We start from the raw sequence: 25,570 nt of genomic DNA on the forward strand, positions 1-25,570 counted from the left end.
CTGGTCAGGGGTGTTGCGACGACCGGTTGAATCCGCCCAGTGCGCCTCGATCGTCGTGATGTTCACGATGCTCCCGCCGCGTCCGCCCTCCCGCATCCGGGGAACTGCGAGCGAGCACGCCTGCAGCACGTGGGACAGGTTGGTACGCACGAGGGCATCCCAGCCTTTCGGCGAGGTGTCGACGAAGGGCGACCGGAAGGTGCCGCCGACGATGTTCACCAGGATGTCGACGCGTCCCCACCGTTCGTCCACCGCGTCGAACAGGCCGGCCAGGACGGCAGGATCGCGGACGTCGCCGCAGTGCACGAGACACTCGGTTCCCGCGGCGGCGAGATCGGAGCGGAGCGCTTCGGCGGCATCCGCGTCGATATCCAGAACGGCCGGGCGCACGCCGTTGGCCGCGAGGTCCCGGACGATCGACTCCCCGAGCCCACCTGCGCCACCCGTGATCACGGCAACCGCCCCGGCGAGCCCCGCGCGTTCCTCGAACCACCCCATTGCGGGCTCCTTCACGACAGATAGGTCGAGCCGAACGACTCGAGGAAATCGACTGTGGCCGACAGGCCCTCGATACGGCACGAGACGGACACCCAGTCGACCCCGGCCTTCTCCAGCTCGGCGAACACCTCGCGGTGCCGGTCGGGTCCTGCGGTCGACGACATGAGTTCGGTGCCGTAGGAATACACGACGTCGATCCGGTCCGTGCGGCCCGCAGCGAGTGCGCCGGATCGGACGTCGGCGATCTGCTCCCCCAGTTCTTCGAGGGGGCCGAGCGTGCGGGTACGAGCGGTGGCACTGAGTTGCCCGCCTCCCGACATCGGCATCCATCCCTGCGCACGCTGTGCGACCCGCCGCCGCGTGAGCTTCGAATTCCCGCCGATCCAGATGGGTATCGGATCCTGCACCGGCCGAGGCCGGGCGATGATGTCGCGGGCACTGAAGTGGCGGCCCCGGTAATCGAAAGGCTCACCGCGCCAATGGAGCGGAAGCACGTCGAGCGCTTCGTCGAAGAGGGCGTTGCGTTCGTCGAAATCGACGCCGAGCGCGTGGAACTCGCTCTTCTGGTAACCCACTCCGAGACCGAGCGTGAAACGCCCGCCCGAGAGCTTGTCCAGGCTGGCCGCAGCCTTGGCGAGGAGCATCGGATTCCGGTAGGGCGCGACCGCCAGGTAGGTCAGCAGACGCAGCCGCTCGGTCGCCCCGGCGACATATCCGAGTGCGACGAACGGGTCGAGGGTCTGGTGCCCTCCGGCCGAGAGCCATCGGGCACCGGGCGCAGGATGCTCGCTGAACGCGAACGCGTCGAATCCCGCTTTCTCGGCGGCGACGGCCACATCCCGGACGGGCCCGGGATCGAGCACGTCACCCTCGGGCCCGTTGATCTCCGGGTAGTGGAAGATGAACCGCAACGTCATTCGAAGAACCTCTCGCGACAATAAGACTTTCCGAAAAAGATAGTCTGATTCTCGAGATGTGCAACGCCGATCTTCGAGGATCAGCGCGCGTCGGCTCCGTCGAGCAACCAGCGGCCGTCGATCCGCTTCAGGGTGATGAGGAAGCGGGTGGCGTCGGTACGCCCTTCCGGTACCACGACGTTCTTCACGTCCTGGTCGAGGAAGACCAGCACCGTGGCGACCTCGCCGTCGAAACTCTCGAGCCCGGCATGATCCGCTCGCGCCGTCGACGTACCCTCACCGTTCTCGACGAGTCCGCGCAGGTCGCCGGCCACACTGTCGTATCTGGCGGCGAACTCCTCGGTGGAGTTCGCGGTCACCGCGGCGAGATTGTCGTCGAAGGAACGATAGTCGTATGTCCCGAGGACGACGGCGTATTCACGCGCCTCGGCGACGGCCTCCTCCCGCAGCGCGGCGTCCTGCTCGGCCTGCCACCACCGGAAGCCGAAGAACGCGGTGGCGGCGAGCAGTATCGCGATCACCGCGAGGGTGATCCACCCGGCCGCGCCCCCACGAGCCGGCGCATCCCGGGGGACCTCCGGTGGAGAGCCTGCCGAACCGGCGTCGGTCTCCTCGGCATCGTTCTCGGTCGGCACATCGGTGGGTGTCATCCGCCCAGTCCTTCCAACAGCTTCTGCCAATAGTTCAACGCTTCCACTCCGGTCGGGATGAGCAGGGGATCGTCGGCCATGTCCGGACCGGTGACCTTGCCCGGAGTGGTGTAGTTCGCCAGTCCCGTCGCGTCCGGTCTCGGCGCCGTGTACGCACCGCGCTGACCGACGTCCTCACCGGGTGGGCAGTAGAGCGACAGATTCGCCTCGCGAGGACTCTCGTCGCCGATCATGCGGCGCTGCGTGTCGTAGTAGCAGACCGGCCCCTGCGTGGCGACGAGTGCGAAGTTGCCGCGATCCCCTTCGACGACGCTGGTCAGGTCCTTCATCGCCGCGGGCAGCGCGTCGAGTCCGGCACTCAGCGACGGGGCGCGAGGTCCGATCACCTCCCCGACCGTGACGAGATTCGTCAGCAGGACGCCGAAGTCGTCGCGCGTCGCGGCGAACAGTTCCTCGGTCCGCGCGAGCGCCTCGGGTGACCGGTCCACCAGGTAGACGAGCGAATCCCTGCTGCCCACCAGTTGGTCGGAGACGTCTCGCACCGCCCGCATCGATCCCGGGAAGGTGCCCGCGTTGTCGGCCATCGCATCGACGAGACCGAGACCCTCGTCGAGCAGGGACGCGATGGCCGGGGCACGATCGGCCACCATGCGCGAGAGCGCGTCGGCATTCTCGAGCAGTGCCTGCAGTTCCGGTCCGGTGCCGTCCAGCGCCGTTCCCCACGTCTCGCCGAGAGTCACGATCGACTCCGCGTCCAGGCTCTCCACGAGCGCCGTCATGTCGACGAGCAACTGATCGAGGCGCAACCCCTGGTCCTCGGCCGGGACGAGCAGCGCGTCGCCGTCGCCGAGGAACGGCCCCTGGTCGGTATCGGGTTCGATGTCGACGCTCAGGATGCCGATCGCCGTCGCGGTGACGACCCGCCCGGTGCTCCCCGCAGGGATCTGCACCCCCGGATCGATGGAGAGGACGGCGTCGGATCCCCGCCCGCCAGGGGCGACCGACAGTGAAGCGACCTCTCCCACCTGGACACCGCGGTAGGTCACCGAGGTGCCGGATCCGATACCCCGTGCATCCTCGAGGTGAGCGTGCAGGTGGGTCGCGCCGCCGAGGCTCTGCGGCCCGAGCACGTACCGGACACCGACCACGGTGGTGACGATGCCGAGGGCGACGAAGACGATCACCTGGACGAGCACGGCGCGCTTCATCGCACACCTCCGAGAAGGAGTTCGGCGAGGCCGGCCGCGACGTCGGCCTGCGGCAACTCGACCGGAGGGCCGCCGTCGAGCGGCATCCCGCCGGTGAGGAGCAGATCGATGGCGCCGGGGATGTCGAGCGCACCGTCGAACAGCAGATAGTCGCCGCGCACCGACCTGTTGAAGCCGTCCACGAACTTGTTCACGTTCACCAGAGCCGCTTCCACGGTGTTGTTGAAATCCCTGATGCCGGCGGTGATCTGCGCGAGATCGTCGATGCTGCCACCGATGGCCGACTGCTGTTCGGCCATCACGGTGTCGACCGACTCGACCACTGTGGCCGTGCTCGCGACCAGTGTTGCGAGATCCTGCTGCTGCGCCGCGAGCAGTTCCACCATCCGGGCACTGTCGACGATGCTGCGGTCGAGCACCTCCTGCTGCTGTGCCAGCCTCTCGGTGACGGAATCGGCTGCGGCGAGCGTCCGTTCGAAGCTCTCGCTGTTCTCGTCGGCCAACGCCATGGTGGTGTCCAAGCGGACGAGCATATCGCGGATCTTCTCGCCGCGCCCTCCGAAGGCGTCGTCGAGTTCGGTGGTGATGGTGCGCATCTGGTCGAGCCCACTGCCGTTGACGATCTGTCCGAGCATCGCGAAGGTGGTCTCGACGTCGGGGCCGACTTCCGTCCGCTCGATACTGTCGCCATCCGTCAACAGCCCCGGCGAGGGATCCTCGGGCAGGTCGATCCGGACGAACGGACTGCCGAGCGCCGACGGCAACCGGACCGATGCGCCGACGTTCTCGGGGAACTGCACGGCGGCCGACATGCTCAGCCGGACATAGGCGCGACCGCCGTCGGTGCTCAGCGAACGCACCCGGCCGACGACGGCCTGGCCCGCCCGCACCTCGGCGCCGGGATCGATCCGGTCGGCACTGTCGAAGACCGCCGTCACCTCGTAGGTGTCGCCGGGGCCACTGCGGCCGAGCGGTAGTTCCTGCAGGCTCAGGCCGCACCCACTCGTCAGTGCCGCGAGGCAGGTCAAGAGAGTGGCCGCACGCAGACGGGCGGGCGCAGTCACCGCGTCCCTCCCTGATTCAGCGCCCGGTCGAGCGATTCCGGAACGAGATCCTGCAACGGGTCGGCCAGGTCGAAGGGCACCGTGATCGGATTGGTGAATCCCGCTCCCGTACACAGCGGCAGTGGCTCGCGTTCGCACAGTTCTCGCGCCCGGGGGAACTGGCCGATCTGTGTCGACACGCTCAGACGGATCCGGGCACGTCCGTTCTCGCCGATCGCGTTGTCGATGTTCTGTGCGGTGAGCGGCAGAACATCGAAGATCTCGGCGAAGCCCACCTCGTGCGCGGCGAAGGTGTCGGTCAGTGTGCGGGCGTTCGCCATGATCCGGTCGATGTCGCCTCCGCGGTCGGCGAGCAGAACGTCGAGCCGGTCGAGGATCGCCGCGAGCTGATCGACCGGCCCGGCGACGTCGAGATTCTGCCGCTGCAGTTCTTCCCCGAGTTCCCCCATTCCCCGGACGAGTTCGGACAGGTCGCCTTCGCGGGACTCGATCGCTGCCAGGGCGACGGCGAGATCGTCGACGACCTGCCCGATGTCCTCGGACTTCACGCCCACCACCGAGGTGGCCTGGCTCAGTGCTGTGATGGCACGATTCATCTCCTCGCCCATCCCGTCGGTCGCGTCGGCGGCGACCTCCAGCGTGCGGCCGATCTCCCCGCCCTCCGGACCGAGTGCGGTGGCCAGCACATCGACGTTCTCGAGCAGCTCGTCCCAGTTGATCGGGGCGTGACTACGTTCGACGGGGATGACGTGACCGTCCTCGAAGGTCGGTCCCTCCCGGTAGGCCGGCCCGAGCTCGACGAAACGGTCGCTGATGACGGACGGATTCATCACGAAGGCCGACACTTCCGCCGGCAGGACGATGTCGCGAGGAATGCTCATGCGTACCTCGACGACGCGACCGGCGGGTTTCACCTCCTCGACCGTGCCCACCGGCATACCGAGCACCGCGACGCTGCTGCCGGGATAGATGCCGTTGACCGACGCGAACTGCGCCACGATCGTGCGAGTGCGGTCCGGGCCCACCACGTACCAGAGCCCGGCCGCGCAGAGCGCGAGCACGACGACGATCACGAATCCACGGATGGTCCAGGTCTTCGCGGTGGTACTCAATTGCACCCCTCCATCACTCCGACGGAGCACAGGAAGTTGTCGGGGAGCGGGCCGGCCGGTGCGTGCACATCGACCCAGTTGCCGTTACCGGATGCGTCGGCCGCTGCCCGCAGGGCCGCCGGGAACTTCGCGAGCACCTGGTCGATGTTGGCGGCATTGTCCTCGAGCGTTCCCGTCACCGATTCGAGATTCACGAGCAGGGCGTCGATGTCGGCCGAGTTGTCGGCGAGGAAACTCTCCGCCGTGGTGAGCAACTGCCGCAGGTCGTCGACGAGCAGTACGAGCGCTTCCTTCCGGGCCGCGAGGATCGACACGACCGCCGTACTGTTGCCCACCAGCCGGGCAACATCCTCGCTCTGCTCACCGACGATCGAACTCAGCGACTTCGCCGACCGGAGCAGCGAGGTGATCCGCTCGTCGTTGCGGACGATCATCCGGGAGGTGGCCTCGACACCGGCGAGGGCGTCGGAGACCTGCTCGGAATTCGTCGGCATCGTCTCGGTAAGGGTCTTCATCATGGCCTCGAGCGCGTCGACGTCGAGGCCCTCCGCGATCCGCTGGGCGTCGGTCGTCAGCTCGTCGAGACTGTACGGAACCGTGGTGCGGGACAGGGGAATGCGATCGTCCGTGAGTTCACCCGCGCCTGCCGGGGTGACGGACAGATACCGCTTGCCGAGGATCGTCCTGAGCTTGACTTCCGCGGCGGTGCGGTCGCCGAGATCCTGCCCCCGGTCGACCCGGAACTTCACGAGAACGCGGTCGCCGGCGAGTTCCATGGTCTCGACGCGTCCGGCCGGAACACCGGCGACATAGACCGGATCGTTCGGCGCCAATCCGGCGGCGTTCGCGAACTCTGCTGTGTACGAGCCGGTACGGATCAGATAACTCACTCGCGGAAGGGAGACCGCGACGAGCATGATCACCGCGACGAGCACCATGCCGACGATGCCGAGCGCGATCGGATCGGCATTGCGGTCGTGGCGTCCCGAGAAGATCGCCGCGACCGCATCCTTCGATTTCCGCACGACGTTCACTTGCACACCTCCGTGTACGCCGAACCGAAGAGATTCGCCTCGAAACCATCGGCCATGACGGTGAAGTTGCACATGTAGAGGTTGAGCCAGCCACCGTAATCGCCGACCCGGTTGATGCTGTCGGCCAACTGCGGCAGATTCGCCATCGCCCGGTCGAAGTGGTCGGTCTGCGGGATCCACGCATCGGTCATCGTGCGCAGGTCGGAAACCGCGGTTCCGAGCGGCGCGGCACCCCCGGACATGAGCGCGGCGGTCGCACGGACCGACGAAGCACCCCGGTCGACCAGTGTCGCCAGCCTGGCGGAATCGCCTGCGAGGGCTTCGCTCACGACACCCAGCCCGGAGATCAGCGACGCGACGTCCTCGTTCCGCCGGTCGACGACCGTGGCGAGTTGTTCGAGATTCGCGATGACCTCGTTGAACACCTGCTCCTGGTCGACGATGTCGGTGCTCACTGCAGCGACGTGCAGCAGAAGCGATTCGAGCGTGCCTCCCTGCCCCTGGAAGGCGTCGACAACGGAGAGGGCGAGGGAGTTGACCCGGGCCGGGTCCATCGCCTCGAACAGCGGCTTGAATCCGTTCACGAGAGCGGTGAGATCCACCGGTGGCTGCGTCCGCTCGACCGGAATCGTCGCCCCCTCCTCGAGCGCACGCCCGGCCGAGTTCTCCGGCAGGCGGAGAGCGACGTAGCGCACTCCGATCATGTCGCCGTAGTTGATCTTCGCGGTCACGTCGGTGGTCAGCGCGTGGACCGATTCGATCTCGAATTCGACACGGGCGCGGGAGGTTCCGTCGTCCTGCGGCTGGAAACGCACATCGGCGACCCGCCCGACGCGCACACCCGCGAGCGTCACGTCACTGCCCGGAGTCAAACCTTCCACATCGGTGAACTCGGCCGCGTACTCGCGCGTCGCCCCACGTACCGGCCGGTCGAGAGTGTTGCCGACGACGACCGCCGCCAGCACACCGAGGACACAGAACGCCGTCAAACGCAGGGCCGGCCACGTCGGTGCCCTCACGGAATACTCACCTCCGCTCCACGGACGAACGGTGCGAGCAGGGTCGAGGCGGCGGTCGACGGGCCGGCATCCCGCGATGCCGGATCGTCCGGATCCGCTCCCCTGGCGATCTGCTCGAGAAAGCCGAGCGGACCGCGCTCGGCGTTCGCAGCGACGATCCGCCCGCCGGTCGCGGGCGAGGTCCGTACCGGATCACCGCAGTTGGACCCGGCCAACGGCCCGTAGCGAGGACAGTCCGCCGAGGTGTACGGCATGGGATCGGAGAAGTCCACCGCGGCGGTGATGTCGAAATGCCCCGTCTGGAAGACGCGCCCGCCCGCATCGCCGAAGATCGACAGATACCGCAGGGTGTCGTCGAGACCGGGGGTGTCGGCTGCGAACGCACCGAGAACCGGAGCACCGTTGCGGACCACCGAGATGATGTTTCCGGTGTTGGCGGCGAACAGGTCTGCGCTCTGCTGCCCGAGCGACGCCCCGCCCGTCAGCAGACGGCGGATACCGTCCTCGTTGCCGAGCGCGATCTGCGACAGTTCGGATGCGTTGCGCATCACGGCGATGACGTCGTCGGTGGCCGCGGACATCGACTCGGTGACAGCGGCAACCTGGGGTGCAGCGGCGATGCCGGCATCGACGAGCGGCCCCAGATCTTCCGACAACACGGCGATCCGGTCGATGGTCTCGCCGAGAGCGGCGCCACGTCCTTGCAGTGCCTGGCTCATCGCGTCGAGAGCGACCGCGAGTTGTTCGGGCCGCAACTGTTCCATGAGATCGGCGGCCCGGTAGTAGAGATTCGCGAGTTGAGCTGCTTCGGCCGAGGTGTCGGCAGGGATCTCGGTACCTGCCGCGAGCCTGGGACCGTATTCGGGATTCTCCGGCGGCACGAGTTCGAGGAAGACGTCCCCGAACAGTGTGCGGGGCACGACCCGCACACTCACCGCGGCGGGAATCTCGGCGAGCGCCTCGGGGTCGAGTTTCATCGTCACCCGCGAGGCGGTGACGCCCGCGTCCATGGCGGACATGCTTCCGACGTGGACACCCTGATACTGCACACCGGCGGCACCGTAGATCAGCCCCGCGGAGGCGGGCAGATTCGCGGTGATCTCCGGATCGCGCGAGAGCATGTCGGATCCGGAGGCCACGAGCAGGGCACCGGAGACGACGATGACCACGGTCGAGATCAGACCGATCACCGCGAGAGTGGCGCGACCGGGACCGGCCGCACGGTTCACGCGCCCCGGCCTCGTCCGGGAGGCCACGGGCGGTGGTTGCTGGTAGCCGGCGGTCATGACAAGCCGACCCCCGGGATGGTCGGGACGAGCCCCCACAGGGCGAAGGTCAGTACGACGTCGGTGACACCGATCGCGAGAATGCTCGTCCGCAGCGCTCGTCCGGCTGCACGCCCCACCCCCTCGGGTCCGCCGGAGGCGTAGAAACCGTAGGAGCAGTGGACGACCGCGACGATCATGGCGAACACCACGGCCTTCGTGAGCGAGTACCACAGATCCGACGGCGAGAGCGCGAGATGGAAGTAGTAGTCGTACGTTCCGGCCGAGTTGCCCTGGAAGTTCACGACGATCAGACGTGTGGCCACGTACGAGGCGAGCAGGCCGACCATGTAGATCGGGATCACGCACACCGCGGAGGCGACGAGCCGCGTGCTCGCGAGGAACGGGATGGAGCGCACCGCCATCGCGTCGAGTGCGTCGATCTCGTCGGAGATGCGCATCGCGCCGAGCTGAGCGGTGAAGCCGGTTCCCACTTTGGCGGCGAGAGCGATGGAGGCGACGACGGGAGCGAGTTCGCGGGTGTTGGCGATGGCCGAGAGCATGCCCGACAGCGATGTCATGCCGATCAGTTCGAGTCCGCGCTGGGTCTCGACGCCGACCATCATCGCCGCGACGGCGGACATCGCGAACACGATGCCGATCGTTCCGCCGCCGGCGAGCAGAGAGGCGTAGCCGAAACTCACGTCACCGATGTGGAACATGACGTGCTTGAAATACCGTCGGAGGGCGGTGGGGACGCCGGCGATCGCCTTGCATCCGAAGACGACGTGGCGGCCGATCGCCGCGAAGCCGTCGACGGTGGCGGCGACCGGCCTGCGAGTGGCCGAGCGCGCACGTTCGAAAGTGGTGTAGGAGATCATCAGTACGTACCGACCGCCGGAACCATGACCGTGTAGAGCTGGGACAGCACGGTATTGACGACGAAGACCATGACGAACGCGAGCACCACACCTTCGTTGACGGCATCGGCGACGCCGCTCGGTCCTCCCTTCGCGTGCAGTCCCTTGAAGGACGCGATGAGCGCGGAGGTGATGCCGAAGCACGCGGATTTGACCATGGCGGTGGCGAAATCGGACAAGCGCCCGTATTCGCCGAGCGTCCGCAGGAACGCACCCCCCGAACCGTCGTTCAGGTAGATCTCGTAGAGATAGCACGCGGTGACACCGACGAGGGTCACCAGCGAACACAGCATGAGCGAGACGAGAACCGAGGCGAGCAGGCGCGGGACGACGAGCCGCTCGATGACGTCGAGTCCCATCACCTCCATCGCCTCGATCTCCTCACGGATCGTCCGTGAGCCGAGATCGGCGCAGATCGCCGATCCGCCGACCCCGGCGAGCATGAGCGCACACACCAGCGCCGCAGCCTGCCCGACGACGACGAACGAGACGATCGCCCCGGAATAGGCGCCCGCGCCGAGCTGGCCCGCCAGTGAGCCGACCGACACCGCGATCAGCACACCGACGGGCAGCATGAGCAGCAGGGCCGGTCCGCTGCACACCTTTGCGATGAACAGCGCCTGAGTGATCGTCTCGCCCAGTGACAGGCGACGCCGGACGAGGACCCGGACCGCGGCCACGAGGGTTTCGAGAGAGAAGCCGACGAGTGCGCCGACCTGGATGGCCAGGTCGTGTACCGGCCCTTTCGCCTTGGGCAGTTCGAACGTCACCGGCCACCCCTCCTACGCGATTGCCCCGGTCCGGTCCCCATCGCGCGATGTTGCGCGCGAGATCAGCCCTGAGTGACGGCAGGCAGACCGCCGCGGAGCTCACCCTTGACGACCTTGCCGCTGGCGTTGCGCGGCAGGGCCTCGACGATCACGATTTCCTTGGGATGCTTGTACCGAGCGAGGTGCTCGTTCAGATAGGGCTGCAGTTCCTCGATGCTGAGGTCGTCGTGGCCGGGCTTCAGCGCGACGACGGCGACGGGCACCTCGCCCCACTTCGAGTCCGGGCGGCCGATGACCGCGGCTTCGAGCACCTTGGAATGTCCGAAGAGCACGTTCTCGACCTCGGCGCAGTAGATGTTCTCTCCACCCGAGATGATCATGTCCTTCTTGCGGTCCACGACGTAGACGAAACCTTCGTCGTCGACGCGCACGAGGTCGCCGGAGTGGAACCACCCGCCGTAGAACGCCTCGCTCGTGGCCGTGGGGTTGTTCCAGTACTCGCGCATCATCGTGGGGCCTCGATAGACGATCTCGCCGACCTCACCGGGTGCGACGTCGTTCATCTCGTCGTCGACGACGCGCGCTTGGATGGTGGGGATGACCCGGCCCACGGAACCGAGCTTGCGGATGGCGTCGTCACCGTCGAGAACGCATGTGATGGGCGACATCTCGGTCTGCCCGAAGACCGCCACGTTGAAGGCGTCGGGGAAGGTCTCCGCCATGGCCTGCAGGATGGTGTCCGAGCTCGGAGCGGCTCCCCAGGAGATGTTGCGCAGCTTCAGTTTCCGGGGATTCGCCTGCTGTGCCGCGCACATCGCCTGCCACTGCACCGGGACGAGGAACAGACTGGTGACGTTCTCGGCTTCGAGGACGTCGAGCAGTTCGTTCGGATCGAACGCACCGACCGGATGGATCACCGTGGGCGTACCGAGCATCAGGCTCGGGGCGATCGAGCCGAGGGCCGCGATGTGGAACATCGGCGACGCACAGAAACCGATGCCGGATTCGTCGAACAACCGGAAGGCGCGGATACAGGTGAGCGATTGGGCTTCCAGGTTGGAATGGGTGAGCACTGCGCCCTTGGGCCGGCCCGTCGTGCCGGAGGTGTACATGATGAGGGCCGGGGTGTCGTTCGGGATCGGCGCATGCGGGTGCGGTTCGCCCTCTTCGGCGACGAGCGCCTCGTACGCGAGGGAGTCGCCCTGCGGATCGACCCCGACCGTGATGGAGAGTTCGAGCCCCTCGGCCTGGGCACGCGCGGCATCGGCGAGCGGAACGAGAGGGCCCTCCGCGACGATCGCCTTCGCGCCGGAATCCGACACGAGGAACGCCACTTCGGGTGCCGTGAGACGGAAGTTCACCGGCACCGCGATCGCGCCGAGGGCATTGGCGGCGAGCACGATCTCGATGTACTCGGGCCGGTTGAGCATCAGGATGATCACGCGGTCGCCGAAGCCGATACCACGGCGCGAGAGCGCATCTGCGAGCTTCTCGACACGCGTGTCCAGCTGCGACCAGGTGATGCTCTCACCGCGGAACCGGAATGCCGTGCGCTCGGGAATCATCAGGGCGTGACGAGCCAGCTGATTGTTCCAGTTGTTGCTACGGAAGCGGGCGGCTTCGTTACCGACCGCTTCGGAAACGACAGAGGGGGGAACCATCGATGATCCTCTCGTGACGGGGCAGGAGTGCGGACACGGCCGGTGCCGAGCCGTCGATGTGTGAGGCACATTACAGGCCCGGGTAGGTTTAGGCCAGAGGTTTTGTTAACGAAGATTCCGCGATTCGCGCATCAGATCGTCACGGCGTGGTCACGAGACGTCGATGCGTCGGCGAGCGCCGTAAATGGTGCTCGAGCATGGAATTCACCGGACGGGAGCGCATGCTCCGGCGACAGGGCCGGGCATCGGCTCCCGCCCGGGAAGTGCATTGTCAATCCCGGCGGAGGCCGCCCTCAGGCGAAACGGGCGGGGCGTTTCTCGAGCATCGCCATGGCACCCTCCGCGAAGTCCGGTGAGCCGAGAAGTTCGACCTGGCCTTCCTTCTCGCGCGCGAGCGCGGCGTCGAGTGCGGCCAGCGTCGAGGCGTTGAGGGCACGCTTCGTCAACTCCAGTGCACGTCGCGGGCCGGCCGCGGTTCGCGCCGCGATCGCGTCGACGTGCGCGGCGAGTTCCGCATCGGGCAGTGTGCGCGCCACCAATCCGAAGCGGTCGGCATCGGCAGCGGAGACACGTTCGCCGAGCAGTGCCATCTCGGCCGCCCGAGCCCGGCCGATCGCCGCGGGCACGAGAAGACTCGCTCCCCCGTCGGGCATGAGTCCGATGTTCACGAAGGCCAGCAGGAAATAGGCACTCTCGGCCGCATATGTCAGGTCGGCGGCGAGCGCGATCGAGACACCGACACCCGCCGCAGGGCCGTTGACGGCAGCGATCACGGGCACCGGGACGGACGCAATGGTGCGCACCAGGTCGTTGGCGGTGTCCATCACGACACCGGGATCCCGAGGGTCCGCCGCTCCCGCGGCCAGATCCGCGCCCGTGCAGAAGGCAGATCCCTCACCGGTGACGACGATCGTGCGGACGCGATCGTCCTCCCCGGCTTTCTTCACCGCGTCGTCGAGAGCCTTCATCGTCGACAGGTCGATGGCGTTCATCCGCCTCGGCCGTGTGATGGTCAGCCGCAGAATGCCGTCCGAGAGTTCGGAGCGCAGACTCTCCGTCGTACTCGCGGTCATGCCCGCACCGTCCGGTCGGCACCGACGATGTCGTTCAGGCGGCCGGTGATGACGGCCTCGGCCTCGGTGACCATGCGTTCGACGAGGTCCGCGACGGTCGGGATGTCGTGGATCAGCCCCTGGCTCTGCCCGGCCGTCCAGATGCCGGCGTCGATGTCGCCGTCCTCGAACACCTTGCGTCCTCGAGCGCCGGCGACGAGGTGCGCGATGTCGCCGAATTCGGCTCCGCGCGACTCGATGTCGACGACCTCTTCGCTGACCGCGTTGGAGGCGACGCGCGCGGTGTTGCGCAGCGTGCGGAAGATGAGCTCGGTATCGAGTTCGGTATTGCGAACGATCTGTTCCTTGACCTCCTGCGCCACGGGCGATTCGACGGTGCACATGAAGCGTGTACCCATGTTCACTCCCTCGGCCCCGAGGGCGAGCGCCGCGACGAGCCCCCTGGAATCCGCGATGCCACCCGAGGCGATGACCGGGATCGTGAGTTTGCTCGTCGCAGCGGGGATCAGGATCAGGCCCGGAACATCGTCCTCTCCCGGATGCCCTGCACACTCGAATCCGTCGATGCTCACCGCGTCGACCCCGATCCGTTCGGCCTTGACCGCGTGACGCACACTCGTGCACTTGTGGATCACCTTGATACCGGCGTCCTTGAAATGCGGGAGGTGGTCGGCCGGGTTGAACCCGGCGGTCTCGACGATCTTCACGCCGGAGTCGACGATCGCCTGACGGTACTCGGCGTACGGCGGAGGATTGATCGAGGGCAGGATCGTGAGGTTGACACCGAACGGCTTGTCGGTGAGTTCGCGGGTCCGCTCGATCTCGCGTACGAGATCCTCCGGCGTGGGCTGGGTCAGTGCGGTGATGAAGCCGAGCGCCCCCGCCTCGGCCACGGCGGCCACGAGTTCGGCTCGGCCGACCCACATCATGCCGCCCTGGACGATGGGATGCTCCACCCCGAACATCTCGGTGAATCGGGTTCTCACGAGTCCTCCTGGGTCCTTCGAAAAGTGCCGCCGTCGAGACGGTTCCGCATGTGATCAGCGGTGACGCGGTTGAAGAATTGGTGTTAACTTTGCTGGCTGGGTCCTGGTTTGTCAATACGTTCTGTCCTGCAGTTTTACCCTTTCTTACTCGAAAGTAGTGTTTCTGCACGGAGGGTGCGGCTGTTACCTTTGAGTCCGACGAACATCCGCTGCGACATCACGACCCGCGGCAGGACCCAGGACGAGGAGGCACGGTGCCCGAACAAGCGCAGGTCGGGGCTCGAACGGTCACGAGAACCGAGTCCCCTGCCCCCGCCGTGCGGCGCCGGCCGAAGAACCGCAAGGCGCAGATCGCCGCGGTCGCGGCCGAGGCCTTCAGCGAACGCGGCTACCACGGTGTGAGCATCGACGAGATCGCCACGGCCGTCGGTATCTCGGGCCCGGCCCTCTACCGGCACTTCCCGAACAAGTACGCACTGTTCCACCACGCCGTGGTCACCCTGGCCGATGCTCTCGGAAGCGCTTTGGCCGAGTTCGACGAGCACGGTGTGCAGGGCGAGGGCAGCGGCGGGAGGGCACCGCTCGATCCTGCCGGGGAACTCGACCGCAAACTGCTCGCCCTCGTTCGCACCACGATCGACAACCGCCGTACGGGCGGGTTGTACCGCTGGGAACGTCGCTATCTCACCGACGAGGACCGCGGCGAGATCCGCACGAAGATGAAGGCACTGAACCGTCATCTCGCCCGCACTCTCGCCCGGTTGCGCCCCGACCTCGCCGACGCCGACTACGTGCTCCTGAGCAGTGCGATGCTCAGCGTCATCGGATCGATCACGACCCACCGGGCGCCACTGTCCAACCGGCGCCTGCAGCAGTTGCTGCTCGAGGCGTGCCGGGCGGTCGCGGCGACCGAACTCGTACCCGACGTCGGCGAGCCCACACAGCTCCCCGAACGACGGGGCCTACCGGTGGCGAACAAACGCGAGGTCCTGCTCCACGAAGCCGTCCTCCTGTTCGATGCACGCGGCTATCACGAGGTGAGCATCGAGGAGATCGGCGCGGCAGCAGGTATCAACGCCTCCGGTGTCTATCGGCACTTCCCGAGCAAGGCCGACCTGCTCGCGGCCGCCTTCCACCGGGCCGGCGATCGCGTCGCGATGATCGTCGCGGAGGCACTCGCCGAATCGACCACCCCGGCGCAGGCTCTCGACGTTCTCACCGACGTCTACGTGCGTCTGTCGTTCGAGCACAGTGAACTGATGTCGGTCTATTTCGCGGAGGTCGGCAATCTTCCCGCGCACCACCGCAGCGATCTGCGGAACATCCAGCGACTCAACATCGAGGAGTGGGCCCGCCTCGTCGGCGAATTGCGGCCCGAACTGTCCGCCGTCGAATGTCGTTTCCTCGTCCACGGCGCCCTCAACCTCGTCCTCGACACGGGAAGTCTCCTGCGCTTCCTGCCCACCGAGTCCCGGCAACGCCGGATGCAGCAACTGATGCTCGCGGTGCTGCTCGGAGAGGCCGGAGCGCAGGGGCAGACGCGATGACACGCACCGCCACCGCGGCGGTACTCCGCGAGTACGGCTCCCCCCTGCGCCTCGAAAAGGTGACCGTCCCCGAACTGCGCGACGACGAAGTGCTCGTGCGAATCCACGGGGTGGGTATCTGTCACACCGATCTCACCGCCGCGGCGGGAGGTGTTCCCATTCCCACTCCTGCTGTGCTCGGTCACGAAGGTGCCGGAGTGGTCGACGAAGTCGGTTCGGCCGTGACGGATCTCGCGGTCGGGGATCGGGTCGTTCTGGGGTTCGATTCGTGCCGGACGTGCCGCAACTGCGCACGGGGCCGACACGCCTACTGCACACATTTCGCCCCGCTCAACTACGGCGGTGTGCGGAACGATGGGACGACCGTCCTCCGCGATGCCGCCGGTGCTCCGGTGCACGGCAACTGGTTCGGGCAGTCGTCGTTCTCGTCGCTGGTCGTAGCCACCGAACGCAATGCCGTGCGGTTACCGGCGGACGTTCCGGTGACGATCGCGGGTCCGCTGGGGTGCGGTATCGCGACAGGCGCCGGAACCGTACTGCGGGTACTGCGGCCCGAATCCGGTTCGTCCGTCGTCGTATTCGGGCTCGGCGCCGTGGGGATGGCGGCGATCATGGCGGCGCGTATCGCCGAGTGCGCGACCGTCGTCGGCGTCGACCCCAACCCGCGCAGGCACGACCTCGCGCGGAGACTGGGTGCCACCGAAGTGCTCTCGCCTCACGACGAGCAGGACATCGGACGCCGCGTACGCCGGCTCACGGGCGGTGGTGCCGACTACGCCGTCGAGTCCGTGGGCACCGAAGCCGTCATCCGGCAAGCGCTGTCGGCTCTCGCCAGCCCCGGAGTGTGTGCCACGCTCGGCTTGAGGGCCGGTCGTAATCCCGTCTCCGTCGACCAGACCCATCTGCTGTCCGGTCGCACCCTGACCGGGGTCATCGAGGGCGACGCCGATCCCCAGCGGTTCCTTCCCGAACTGGCTGCACTGTGGCGCGACGGGCGTTTTCCCGTCGACGAACTCGTGCAGACCTTCGACTTCACGAAACTCGACGACGCCCTGTCGGCCGTCACCTCCGGCGAGGTCGTCAAGGCAGTACTCACCTTCGACATCTAGGGGAACACATGGACATCGTCCAGCGACTCTCGGACCTGCGTGCTCGTACCGATCGGATCGATCCTCGTGAGCTCGATTCCCTCTGGGACCGGCTCACTCCTGCCCGCATCGAGGACCTCGTCGGATACCGGTGGCGCGGATTCAGTTTCGACACCGGCCACCGGACCCACGACCTGCTCGGCAAGTCCCGCTGGTACGGGAAGACTTTCGTCTCCGCGTCCGAGGTGCAGCCGCTCGTGTGCTACGACGAGGACGGACAACTGTTCTCCGACAAGAAGACCGGCAGGGGCGAGGCGAGTCTGTGGGAGGTCGTCTTCCGCGGCGAGGTGACGGCGACGATGGTCTACGACGGAATGCCCGTCTTCGACCATTTCAAGAAGGTCGAAGACAACACCGTGATCGGGGTGATGAACGGCAAGGGTCCGTTGGTGTTCGACGGCGGTGAGCATTACTGGTTCGGTCTCGAACGAGACACCGCCGTGTGATCGGATCGGCGCAGGACACGGACGTGGCCGGACCTCGGATCCGGCCACGTCGTCGTGCGTGGGGCGTCAGATGACTCGCCCGTGCGCCTTCATCCGGCGACGCATGTCGCGCAGGTAATAGGTGGCCGAGAGCTGACGGATCGGCTTGGGGACCGCGCGGTAGATCGGCGGCACGACCTTCCAGAACAGGTCGAACCGGCGCTGGTCGCGTGGGGTCCAGGGCAGGGCGAACTCGTCGCGCATGCGCTGCGGGAGTAGGCCGATGGTCATGAAGCGCTGCAAGGGCATGAGCGCCCGGACGGGCAGTGGGGAATCGCCGCCGGTGAGCAGGTTGCGCGTGAAGGAACGCACCTCGGCGTCGACCTCGAAGGTCGAGATCATCTCGTCCCAGTACTCGTCGAACTCCTCACGCGTGCGGGGCCACATGTCCTCCTTGACCTGCAGGGCATTGCCGTAGACGGCGGACTGGTGGTAGAGCCGTTCGATGTCGGCATCGGTGAGCGGCCCGAACATCCGCTGGTACATCTCGACGCCGTTGCGGTACAGCGTTGCCGCGACCCACAATTGGAGCTCGGGATCGAAGGCGTTGTAGGTCTCGGAACGCACCGGGACGTGCGCTTTGTTGACCATCCGGACGATCTGCTTCTTCTCCTCCGGGGTACCGAGGGTGACGGCGTAGACGTAGGTCATCGTGGTGCGCAGCCGGTCCAGGGGACGCTGGAGTGTGGTGCTGTGATCGGCGACGCCGTGCCCCACGCCGGGGGAGGCGAGTTGCAGGAGCACGGTCGCGCCGGCGCCGAGCAGGAGCATCGACTCACCGACGAAATCGGCCAGGTCGACCGATCCTGCCGCAGAGGACACCGCGACGCCCGGGTCGCGCTCCTCGAGCTCGGCACCCGAGTCGGGCGCGGCGGCGCTCGATGCGAGGTCTTCGGCGTGGGTCGTCATGGGAGATCTCCTGACGGTGAAAGTACGGATGCAGCACTGTCCTTCGAATTGTGCACACCCGTACTCAGATAGGCAAGTGCCTATCCCTCCGGGAGGTCGGCGCCGGTCTTCTTCCGATGGGCGACCAGGCGTGCGGCAGCGTCCTCGAACTGGACGAGCGTCTGCGAGATCACCTCGCAGTGGTCCTGCGCACCGATCGCCTCGATCAATTTCGTGTGCGACCGAACGGCCAGCGTGCCCCATTCCACGTCGCGGGCGTAGAGACGATACGGAATCGTGCGCGAGGCGGTGTTGAGGAACCACGCCAGTTTCGGACTGTCGGCCACGCGGTTGAGTTCGCGATGGAAGTCGAACTCCGCATCGGCGATCCGTTCGACGTCGGGCGTCACCCCGCCCGGGAGGACGACGAGCATGCGCAGCCGCTCGTTGAGCTCGGTGAGCCGTGCGAGATCGGCCGGCGTGGCCCGATCGACCGCCCGGAGCGCGAGCTCGACGGCGATCTGCCCCTGCAGCCAGAAGATGTCGTCGATGTCGCCGCGTGTGAGCGGCGAGACGCGATACCCCCGGTTCGGAGCGGATTCCACCATTCCTTCACCGCGCAGCGTCAGCAAGGCCTCCCGCACGGGAGTGACGCTCACGCCGAGCTCGACGGCGGTCTCGTCGAGCCGGATGAAATCCCCGGGACGCAACGCACCGGACATGATCGACGCGCGAAGATGGCCTGCCACCTCGTCGGAAAGCTGCGGACGGCGCCGCATCGGGCCTTCCGAACGTCGGGGTGCCGCAGCACGATCCGTCGCGATCCCCGGGGTGTGTGTCGGTGCCGCCATCGTGTCTCCTGTAGGAATCCGGACAACTGCGCACGGGGGTTGTCCAATCGACCCGCGAGCGCCTAATGTGATGTCCACTACAGTTATCACATCAAATATATGTGATGTGGTCCACCAGGAAGTGTCGAACATGACCCAGAACCTCACCAGTCCGAAGAAGGCGAAGAAGCCCTCGGACAAGGCATCCGTGGCGGCGACCAGCGACACCTTCGCCAGCCTCGATCCCCGCAACGGGGAGGTGATCGCCGAGTATCCGATCGCCGACGAAGCAGCCGTGCGTGCTGCCGTCGAGCGGGCCCGCGTCGCCGCTCGGTGGTGGGAGGCGCAGGAGTTCCGCGGTCGCCGCGAGTGGCTGCTCGAGTTCAAGAAAGCCATCGCATCCGATGCCACCTCGCTCGCATCGGTGGTGTCCAAGGAGACCGGCAAGCCCTTCGGCGACGCCTTCCTCGAAGTGATGCTCGCCGTCGAGCATCTCGACTGGGCCGCCAAGAACGCGAAGAAGGTTCTCAAGCCGCGAAAGGTCCCCTCGGGCATCGCGAGCTTCAATCAGGCCGCCACCCTCGAATACAAGCCGCTCGGCGTCATCGGCGTGATCGGCCCCTGGAACTACCCGGTCTACACCCCGATGGGGTCGATCGCCTACTCCCTCGCAGCCGGCAACGCCGTCGTGTTCAAGCCGAGCGAACTCACTCCGGGTGTCGCGAAGTGGCTCGAGGACAAGTGGAATTCGATCGCTCCCACCCAGCCCGTCTTCCAGGTGATCACCGGCCTGGGCGAGACGGGTGCCGCGCTCGTCCGCTCGGGCGTCGACAAGGTCGCGTTCACCGGTTCCGGCCCCACCGCCCGCAAGGTCATGGCGGTGTGCGCCGAGTCGCTCACCCCGCTCGTCGCCGAGTGCGGCGGCAAGGACGCGATGATCGTCGCGGCCGACGCGAACATCGACGAAGCCGTCGAGTTCGCCGCCTTCGGCGCCTTCGGCAACGCCGGCCAGACCTGCGCGGGTGTCGAACGCATCTACGTCGAGGATCCGGTCTACCGCGAGTTCCTCGACAAGCTCACCGCGACCGTCCGGCGCGCCGAACCGGGCGGCGACGAGAACTCGGCCTACGGCCCCATGACGCTCCCCCGTCAGGTCGACATCGTGCGCAGCCACATCGAGGACGCGCTCGCCTCCGGTGGCACGGCCGTGCTCGGCGGGATCGAGTCGGTGCAGGAGCGGGTCATCGAACCCGTGATCCTCACCGATGTGCCCGAGACCTCGAGCGCGGTGTGCGAGGAGACCTTCGGCCCGACGGTCGTCGTCAACAGGGTCCGCGATCTCGACGAGGCCGTCGAACGCGCCAACGGCACCACCTACGGGCTCGGTGCGTCGATCTTCACGCGCGACAAGAAGAAGGGCCGTCAGCTCGCGGAGCGTCTGCGCAACGGCATGGTGTCGGTCAACTCGGTGCTCGGCTTCGCCGCCATCGCGTCACTGCCGTTCGGTGGCATCGGAGAGTCCGGCTTCGGCCGGATCCACGGCGCCGACGGCCTGCGCGAGTTCAGCCGGCCCAAGTCCGTCACCGTCGCCAAGTTCAGCTCGCCGCTCAAGCTCATGAGCCTCGAACGTCCGGAGCGCGACCTGAAGATCTCGCAGCTCATGCTCAAGTACATGCACGGAAGGTGACGCGATGACGACCACTCCCCCGCGCATCCGCAGCCGCAAGCCGGCCGTCGTCGCCGCTCCCGAGGCACGTGTCGAGAAGGCCGCCTCGTTCCCTCCCCCGAACCGGGATCCGCGCCCGAAACGGGGCCGGATGGGCTGGGTCAAGGTCATCGAAGAGCTCGACCCGGTCACGCAGCACCAGGACATCGTGCGCATCACCGCCGGTTACGAGTTCCCGTGGGACTACCAGCGATCGCTCGAGTTCGCACTCTTCCGCACGTACTGCGTCCCGACCGTCTCGGAGTTGCTGGCCCGTACCGGGGAGTTCGAGAAGCGGCCGCAGAAGCGGTACGACGACACCGCGCTGCTCATGGCCGAACTCGTCGAGCACGGATACGACGCCGAACGCGGCCGGGAGTCGCTGCGCACCATCAACCGGATGCACGGCAAGTACTCGATCGACAACGACGACATGCTGTACGTGCTGTCGACCTTCATCTACGACCCGCTCGACTGGATCGACCGTTACGGCTGGCGCCGCCTGCACCCGAACGAGCGGCTGGCGTCGTTCCACTTCTATCGCCAGGTCGGTATCCGCATGGGCATCAAGGACATCCCGGAGTCGTTCCAGGAGTTCCATCGCTTCAAGCTCGAGTACGAGCGCGAGAAGTTCACCTACACCGACGACAACCACGCGATCGGCACCTACACGCTGAGACTGTTCCAGTCGTGGTATCCGCAGGTGCTGAGCAGGGGCATCGAGAAGGTCGTCTTCGCACTCATCGACGACCGTATGGCCTCGGCGTTCGGTTTCCCCAAGAGTTCGCCGCAGATGACGGCGATCACCGAGGGGGCGCTGCGAGCACGGTCCGCCTTCGTGCGGCGCCTGCCGAAGCGGCGGGTGTCGCTCTCGGCCGGTAACGCGACGAATCGGACGTATCCGGGTTACCCCCTCGGATACCGTCCGAGCGATCTCGGTGTGGAGCACTGACGACCGCACCCGATACCTGGGGGGACAGGAGATTCGGCCCCGCACTCCGGTTCACGACCGGGGCGCGGGGCCGGAACTGTCGCGGCGGCGGAGTACCGGAAGGGGTCACTCGGCGACGGGACGCATGGCCTGACGGGAGGGCAGCGCGAAGCCGGAGACGAACACGATCACGGCGCATCCCGCACACACCAGATAGGCCATGACGAATCCGGCGGTCCCGATCCCGAGTCCACCTCCGAGGGTGTGGGCCGCGAGCACGGAGGCGACCACCGCGCTGCACACCGTGCTGCCCACGGTGCGGAGCAGAACGTTGACGCCGTTGGCGGCCGCGTTCTGCGACAGCGGCACGGCTCCGAGCAGCAGTACCGGCAGCGTGCAGTACACGAGCGACGTCCCGATCGCCGCGACGAAGATCGCGGCCACCACGATCCACAGCGGCTTGGCGGGCACGGCGTGGACACAGTAGCCGGCGAGCAGGAAGACCGCCCCCGTCATGATCGTGACCTTGGGGCCGAAGCGCTCGGTGATGCGGGAGGCCACGATCGCGAAGATCATCATCGCAACGCTGGCGGCGAGCTGGCATGCCGCGGCCTGGAGGATGGTCAGATCGTATCCGGCGCCGTGTTCGGACGAGGCCTGCAGCAACTGTGTCGTGATGAGGGTGTTGCCGTAGAAGGCGAATCCGACGAGTAGCGCCGACAGGTGCGGGGCGAGAACGGATCGGCGCACCGAGACACGGAGGTCGACGAGGGGGTTGCGGTTGCGCAGCTGCTGCACGCCCCAGAGCGCGAACAGCACCACCGATGCCGCGAACGTCAGGAGCACCGCGGGACTCGTCCAGCCCCACGTGCTGCCCTGGGTGATGGGCACGAGCAGGCACACGAGCGCGGCCGACAGGCCTGCCGCTCCCACGGTGTCGAAGCGGCCTCCGGTACGAGTGCGCGATTCCGGGATGACGAACCACGCTGCGAGTGCCACACCGGCCCCGATGGCGGCGGTGATCCAGAAGAGCAGATGCCAATCCGCGAACTGGACGATGGCGGCCGCGAACGGGATGCCGATCGCGGTGCCGATCCCGAGGGTCGAACTGAGCACCGCGATCGATCGATCCACCCGGTCACGCGGCAGTACCTCGCGCAGGACCGCCATGCCGATCGGCAGCACCGCCGCACCGGCACCCTGCAGTCCACGGGCGAGGATGAGCAGGCCGATGTCGGAGGTCGAGGCGCAGACGATCGAACCGAGCGTCATGAGCGAGAACGCGATGAGGAGCATCCTCTTCTTGCCGATCATGTCGGCGAGACGGCCGAAGATCGGCGTCATCACCGCTCCGACGAGGAGGGTGCTCGTCACCAGCCACGAGACTGCAGTGGGGCCTGCGCCGGTGAATTCCGGCATGCTCGGCAGGAGCGGCACCATGACGGTCTGCATGATGGCCTGGAAGACTGCGCCCACTGCGAGGACGGGGAAGACGAGATGCCGGAGGTCGCGTGGCGTCTTCTCTGCTGCCCGGCCGCCAGGATGCGCCGGGGCGGAACTGGACGATCTACCCGGTACGTGCAGGCGCAGAGGGAGCGAAATCGACACCGGCACCCTCCCTCCTCATAGGTAAACAGCCGTTCACCCACATTAGGTGAACGGCTGTTTACCCTCAAGAGGAGTGATGGATCTCATTCGCTGTGCGAAGTAGTGTCCCCGTCGAGCAAGGCCTGCACCAACGGCGCGTACAGCGCCACCACCTCGTCGATCGTGCCGGTCGCTCGTTCCTGCATCATGCGTCGCCGCATGATCGCAAGACCCATCACCGCCGACATCGCCAGCTCCGCCCGCAGGCGGGCGTCCGGGCCGGAGAGCCGGGCCGCGAGCGCGTCGATCATCTGCGTCGAGTAGTTGTCACGGAGCATGCGGTTGCTCTCCTCGCTGCCCCCGCTCATGAAGAGGATGTTCATCGACAACGGCTTGTAGGGCTCGAGCGGACGGGCGAGCATCGCCACCATCCGCTCCCCCAGGCTCTCCAGCGGCCCGTCGAACAGCACCTGGGCGCCGTACTGGAAGTCGACGAGTTCCTCGTACAACTGCTCCTTGGACCCGAAATACTTGATGATCAACGGGGCGCTGACGCCCGCTTCCTCGGCGATGTCCTTGAGGGTGATGTCGCGGTAGGGACGCGTCGCGAACGCCTTCCCGGCGGCGTCGAGGATCAGTTGCCTCGTCTCCTCCGAGGTCCGGCGACGCCTCTCGGGCTCACCCCGATCGGCCGGGTCCCCGCCGCGCACCGTCACATCGCCCGTCTACCCGACAGCGCGCGACCGAGAGTCAGCTCGTCGGCGAACTCGAGGTCACCGCCCATCGGCAGACCCGACGCCAGGCGGGTCACGCTCAGGCCCGGGAAGTCCCGGAGCATCCGCACGAGATAGGTGGCCGTCGCCTCGCCCTCGGTGTTCGGGTCGGTCGCGATGATCACCTCGGAGACGTCGACGCCGTCCTCCTGATTGCCGATCCGGGTGAGAAGTTCCCGGATGCGCAGCTGATCGGGTCCGACGCCGTTGAGCGGGTCGAGCGCACCACCGAGCACGTGGTAGCGCCCCCGGAACTCACGGGTGCGTTCGATCGCCTGCACGTCCTTGGGTTCCTCGACCACACAGATCACCGTGCGGTCGCGTCGGGGATCGGAGCAGATGCGGCACCGCTGCTGGTCCGAGACGGTCCCGCACACCTCACAGAACTGCACGCCGTCGCGGATCTTCTGCAACGCCGCCTGCAGGCGATCGATGTCGGGCGGCTCGACCGACAGCAGGTGGAACGCGATGCGTTGCGCACTCTTCGGGCCGACGCCCGGAAGTTTGCCCAGTTCGTCGATGAGGTCCTGTACCGGTCCTTCGTACAAGGCCGACCTCTAGAAACCGGGCAGGCCGGGGATTCCGCCACCGAGGCCGCCCGCGAGCGGTCCGAGCTTCTCGGCTGCGATCTCCTGTGCCTTCGCCGACGCATCGGCGATCGCACCGACCACGAGATCCTGCAGGGTCTCGACGTCGTCCGGGTCGACGACCTTCGGATCGATGTTCACGGATACGACCTCACCCGTGCCCTTCACCGTCGCCGTGACGAGACCACCGCCGGCCTGGCCGGTGACCTCGGCCTGCGCCATCTCGTTCTGCGCCGCGACGAGCTGCTGCTGCATCTGCTGGGCCTGGGCAAGGAGTTGCTGCATGTCGGGCATTCCACCGGGTTGCACGGACACGTCCTTTCTGCACGTTGTTTGCCAGCCTAGTCTCCGCGCACCGCGGTCGACGCGACTGTTCGGGATGCTTGCCGGCCTTCGATGAGGATCGTGGCCGACGCGACCGGCGATGTCAGCCGATCTCCTTCTTCAGATTCTCGAGCATCTGCTGCTGGATCTTCTTCAGGCCCAGCGGTGCGAACGTCTTCTCGAAGAAGCCCTTCACACCCCCGGCGCCCGTCCACTGCGTCAGGACGACGACCGTCGAGCCCGTCCCGTTCGGCACCACACTCCACGTGGTCACGAGCGACGAGTTCGCGTCGGTCTCGGTGAGAGTACTGCCCTTCACCGACACCGTGGCCTGCACATCGCGCTGACGCTTCTGGGTGGCCTGCAGGATCCAGTGCACCACCGTGCCCTCCCCGCGCCCACCGGAAACGACTCGATAGTCGCGGTAGTGCTCGGTCAGGATGCGCGGCCGCACGGTCTCGTAATCGGCCAGCGCGGTGATCACCGCCTCCGGGGCGGCCGTCAACTGGATCGAACTGCTTGCGCTGACCTGTGCCATGGAACTACTCCCTCTGCCTTCTCCGAGCCCGAATGTGTCCGATACGCCTC

26 protein-coding genes are annotated in these 25,570 nt (G+C 66.9%); 5 read left to right on the plus strand and 21 right to left on the minus strand.

Annotated features, from left to right (window positions below; genetic code table 11):
• The 14 genes from MOM01_RS20195 to MOM01_RS20260 form a co-directional block, all read right to left on the minus strand.
• Positions 1-498, minus strand: a 498-nt coding sequence (locus tag MOM01_RS20195; protein WP_241387230.1) for an SDR family NAD(P)-dependent oxidoreductase, incomplete at its 3' end; no start/stop codon positions are given.
• Between the two features lie 11 nt (positions 499-509).
• The gene (locus MOM01_RS20200) at positions 510-1,415 is read right to left on the minus strand and encodes an LLM class F420-dependent oxidoreductase (RefSeq protein ID WP_220666911.1); all 906 of its coding nucleotides are present in this window, start codon (positions 1,413-1,415) and stop codon (positions 510-512) included.
• A gap of 80 nt (positions 1,416-1,495) precedes the next feature.
• Entirely contained in the window at positions 1,496-2,065 is a 570-nt protein-coding gene (locus tag MOM01_RS20205; protein WP_241387231.1) for a hypothetical protein, read from the minus strand.
• Entirely contained in the window at positions 2,062-3,273 is a 1,212-nt protein-coding gene (locus MOM01_RS20210; protein ID WP_241387232.1) for an MlaD family protein, read from the minus strand. Before MOM01_RS20210 ends, MOM01_RS20205 begins: the two co-directional genes overlap by 4 nt.
• Entirely contained in the window at positions 3,270-4,337 is a 1,068-nt protein-coding gene (locus MOM01_RS20215; RefSeq protein ID WP_241387233.1) for an MCE family protein, read from the minus strand. Before MOM01_RS20215 ends, MOM01_RS20210 begins: the two co-directional genes overlap by 4 nt.
• Positions 4,334-5,449: an MCE family protein gene (locus MOM01_RS20220; RefSeq protein WP_241387234.1), complete on the minus strand. Its 1,116-nt coding sequence runs from the start codon at positions 5,447-5,449 to the stop codon at positions 4,334-4,336. The genes MOM01_RS20215 and MOM01_RS20220 overlap by 4 nt, the downstream gene beginning before the upstream one ends.
• Positions 5,446-6,483: an MCE family protein gene (locus MOM01_RS20225; protein ID WP_241387235.1), complete on the minus strand. Its 1,038-nt coding sequence runs from the start codon at positions 6,481-6,483 to the stop codon at positions 5,446-5,448. Before MOM01_RS20225 ends, MOM01_RS20220 begins: the two co-directional genes overlap by 4 nt.
• Positions 6,480-7,502 (minus strand): MCE family protein, encoded by a 1,023-nt coding sequence (locus MOM01_RS20230; protein ID WP_241387236.1) that lies wholly within the window; start codon positions 7,500-7,502, stop codon positions 6,480-6,482. Before MOM01_RS20230 ends, MOM01_RS20225 begins: the two co-directional genes overlap by 4 nt.
• Entirely contained in the window at positions 7,499-8,731 is a 1,233-nt protein-coding gene (locus MOM01_RS20235) for an MCE family protein (protein WP_241387237.1), read from the minus strand. The genes MOM01_RS20230 and MOM01_RS20235 overlap by 4 nt, the downstream gene beginning before the upstream one ends.
• A 53-nt stretch (positions 8,732-8,784) precedes the next feature.
• Entirely contained in the window at positions 8,785-9,648 is an 864-nt protein-coding gene (locus MOM01_RS20240; RefSeq protein WP_241387238.1) for an MlaE family ABC transporter permease, read from the minus strand.
• Positions 9,648-10,457, minus strand: coding sequence for an MlaE family ABC transporter permease (locus tag MOM01_RS20245; RefSeq protein WP_220666915.1), 810 nt, complete (start codon positions 10,455-10,457; stop codon positions 9,648-9,650). Before MOM01_RS20245 ends, MOM01_RS20240 begins: the two co-directional genes overlap by 1 nt.
• A gap of 62 nt (positions 10,458-10,519) precedes the next feature.
• Positions 10,520-12,118, minus strand: coding sequence for a fatty-acid--CoA ligase FadD5 (gene fadD5 / locus MOM01_RS20250; RefSeq protein ID WP_241387239.1), 1,599 nt, complete (start codon positions 12,116-12,118; stop codon positions 10,520-10,522).
• A 293-nt stretch (positions 12,119-12,411) separates the two neighbouring features.
• Positions 12,412-13,191, minus strand: coding sequence for an enoyl-CoA hydratase (locus MOM01_RS20255; RefSeq protein WP_241387240.1), 780 nt, complete (start codon positions 13,189-13,191; stop codon positions 12,412-12,414).
• Entirely contained in the window at positions 13,188-14,177 is a 990-nt protein-coding gene (locus tag MOM01_RS20260) for an NAD(P)H-dependent flavin oxidoreductase (protein ID WP_308197019.1), read from the minus strand. The genes MOM01_RS20255 and MOM01_RS20260 overlap by 4 nt, the downstream gene beginning before the upstream one ends.
• Before the next feature lie 254 nt (positions 14,178-14,431).
• Here MOM01_RS20260 and MOM01_RS20265 point away from each other — a divergent pair, with 254 nt between their 5' ends.
• From MOM01_RS20265 to MOM01_RS20275, 3 genes are read left to right on the plus strand one after another with little or no spacing between them, the layout of a single operon-like run.
• Positions 14,432-15,724, plus strand: a complete 1,293-nt coding sequence (locus tag MOM01_RS20265) for a TetR/AcrR family transcriptional regulator (RefSeq protein ID WP_241387241.1) — start codon at positions 14,432-14,434, stop codon at positions 15,722-15,724.
• Entirely contained in the window at positions 15,721-16,833 is a 1,113-nt protein-coding gene (locus MOM01_RS20270) for an NAD(P)-dependent alcohol dehydrogenase (RefSeq protein ID WP_241387242.1), read from the plus strand. The genes MOM01_RS20265 and MOM01_RS20270 overlap by 4 nt, the downstream gene beginning before the upstream one ends.
• Positions 16,834-16,841: 8 nt before the next feature.
• Positions 16,842-17,318 (plus strand): DUF4334 domain-containing protein, encoded by a 477-nt coding sequence (locus MOM01_RS20275; protein ID WP_241387243.1) that lies wholly within the window; start codon positions 16,842-16,844, stop codon positions 17,316-17,318.
• Between the two features lie 66 nt (positions 17,319-17,384).
• Here the strand turns inward: MOM01_RS20275 and MOM01_RS20280 are convergent, their stop codons facing one another.
• On the minus strand, positions 17,385-18,266 hold the full coding sequence (locus MOM01_RS20280) for an oxygenase MpaB family protein (RefSeq protein WP_241387244.1): 882 nt from the start codon (positions 18,264-18,266) through the stop codon (positions 17,385-17,387).
• Between the two features lie 80 nt (positions 18,267-18,346).
• Positions 18,347-19,096, minus strand: a complete 750-nt coding sequence (locus MOM01_RS20285; protein WP_241387245.1) for a GntR family transcriptional regulator — start codon at positions 19,094-19,096, stop codon at positions 18,347-18,349.
• Between the two features lie 130 nt (positions 19,097-19,226).
• On the opposite strand from MOM01_RS20285, the gene MOM01_RS20290 reads away from it, so the two are divergent.
• Positions 19,227-20,762: an aldehyde dehydrogenase family protein gene (locus MOM01_RS20290; protein ID WP_241387246.1), complete on the plus strand. Its 1,536-nt coding sequence runs from the start codon at positions 19,227-19,229 to the stop codon at positions 20,760-20,762.
• A 4-nt stretch (positions 20,763-20,766) separates the two neighbouring features.
• Positions 20,767-21,732: an oxygenase MpaB family protein gene (locus MOM01_RS20295; RefSeq protein ID WP_241387247.1), complete on the plus strand. Its 966-nt coding sequence runs from the start codon at positions 20,767-20,769 to the stop codon at positions 21,730-21,732.
• A gap of 105 nt (positions 21,733-21,837) precedes the next feature.
• Here the strand turns inward: MOM01_RS20295 and MOM01_RS20300 are convergent, their stop codons facing one another.
• The 5 genes from MOM01_RS20300 to MOM01_RS20320 all read right to left on the minus strand — a co-directional run bounded on the left by MOM01_RS20300 (position 21,838) and on the right by MOM01_RS20320 (position 25,520).
• Positions 21,838-23,319, minus strand: coding sequence for an MFS transporter (locus MOM01_RS20300; RefSeq protein WP_374112347.1), 1,482 nt, complete (start codon positions 23,317-23,319; stop codon positions 21,838-21,840).
• Between the two features lie 83 nt (positions 23,320-23,402).
• Positions 23,403-24,014, minus strand: a complete 612-nt coding sequence (locus MOM01_RS20305; RefSeq protein WP_241387249.1) for a TetR/AcrR family transcriptional regulator — start codon at positions 24,012-24,014, stop codon at positions 23,403-23,405.
• Entirely contained in the window at positions 24,011-24,619 is a 609-nt protein-coding gene (recR, locus tag MOM01_RS20310; RefSeq protein ID WP_241387250.1) for a recombination mediator RecR, read from the minus strand. The genes MOM01_RS20305 and recR overlap by 4 nt, the downstream gene beginning before the upstream one ends.
• Before the next feature lie 9 nt (positions 24,620-24,628).
• Complete coding sequence (locus MOM01_RS20315) at positions 24,629-24,952, minus strand: YbaB/EbfC family nucleoid-associated protein (RefSeq protein WP_241387324.1); 324 nt, start codon at positions 24,950-24,952, stop codon at positions 24,629-24,631.
• Between the two features lie 133 nt (positions 24,953-25,085).
• Positions 25,086-25,520, minus strand: coding sequence for an SRPBCC family protein (locus MOM01_RS20320; protein ID WP_241387251.1), 435 nt, complete (start codon positions 25,518-25,520; stop codon positions 25,086-25,088).
• Positions 25,521-25,570: the final 50 nt, after the last annotated feature.

This window comes from Rhodococcus sp. CH91, from assembly GCF_022554085.1.
GTDB lineage: Bacteria > Actinomycetota > Actinomycetes > Mycobacteriales > Mycobacteriaceae > Rhodococcus.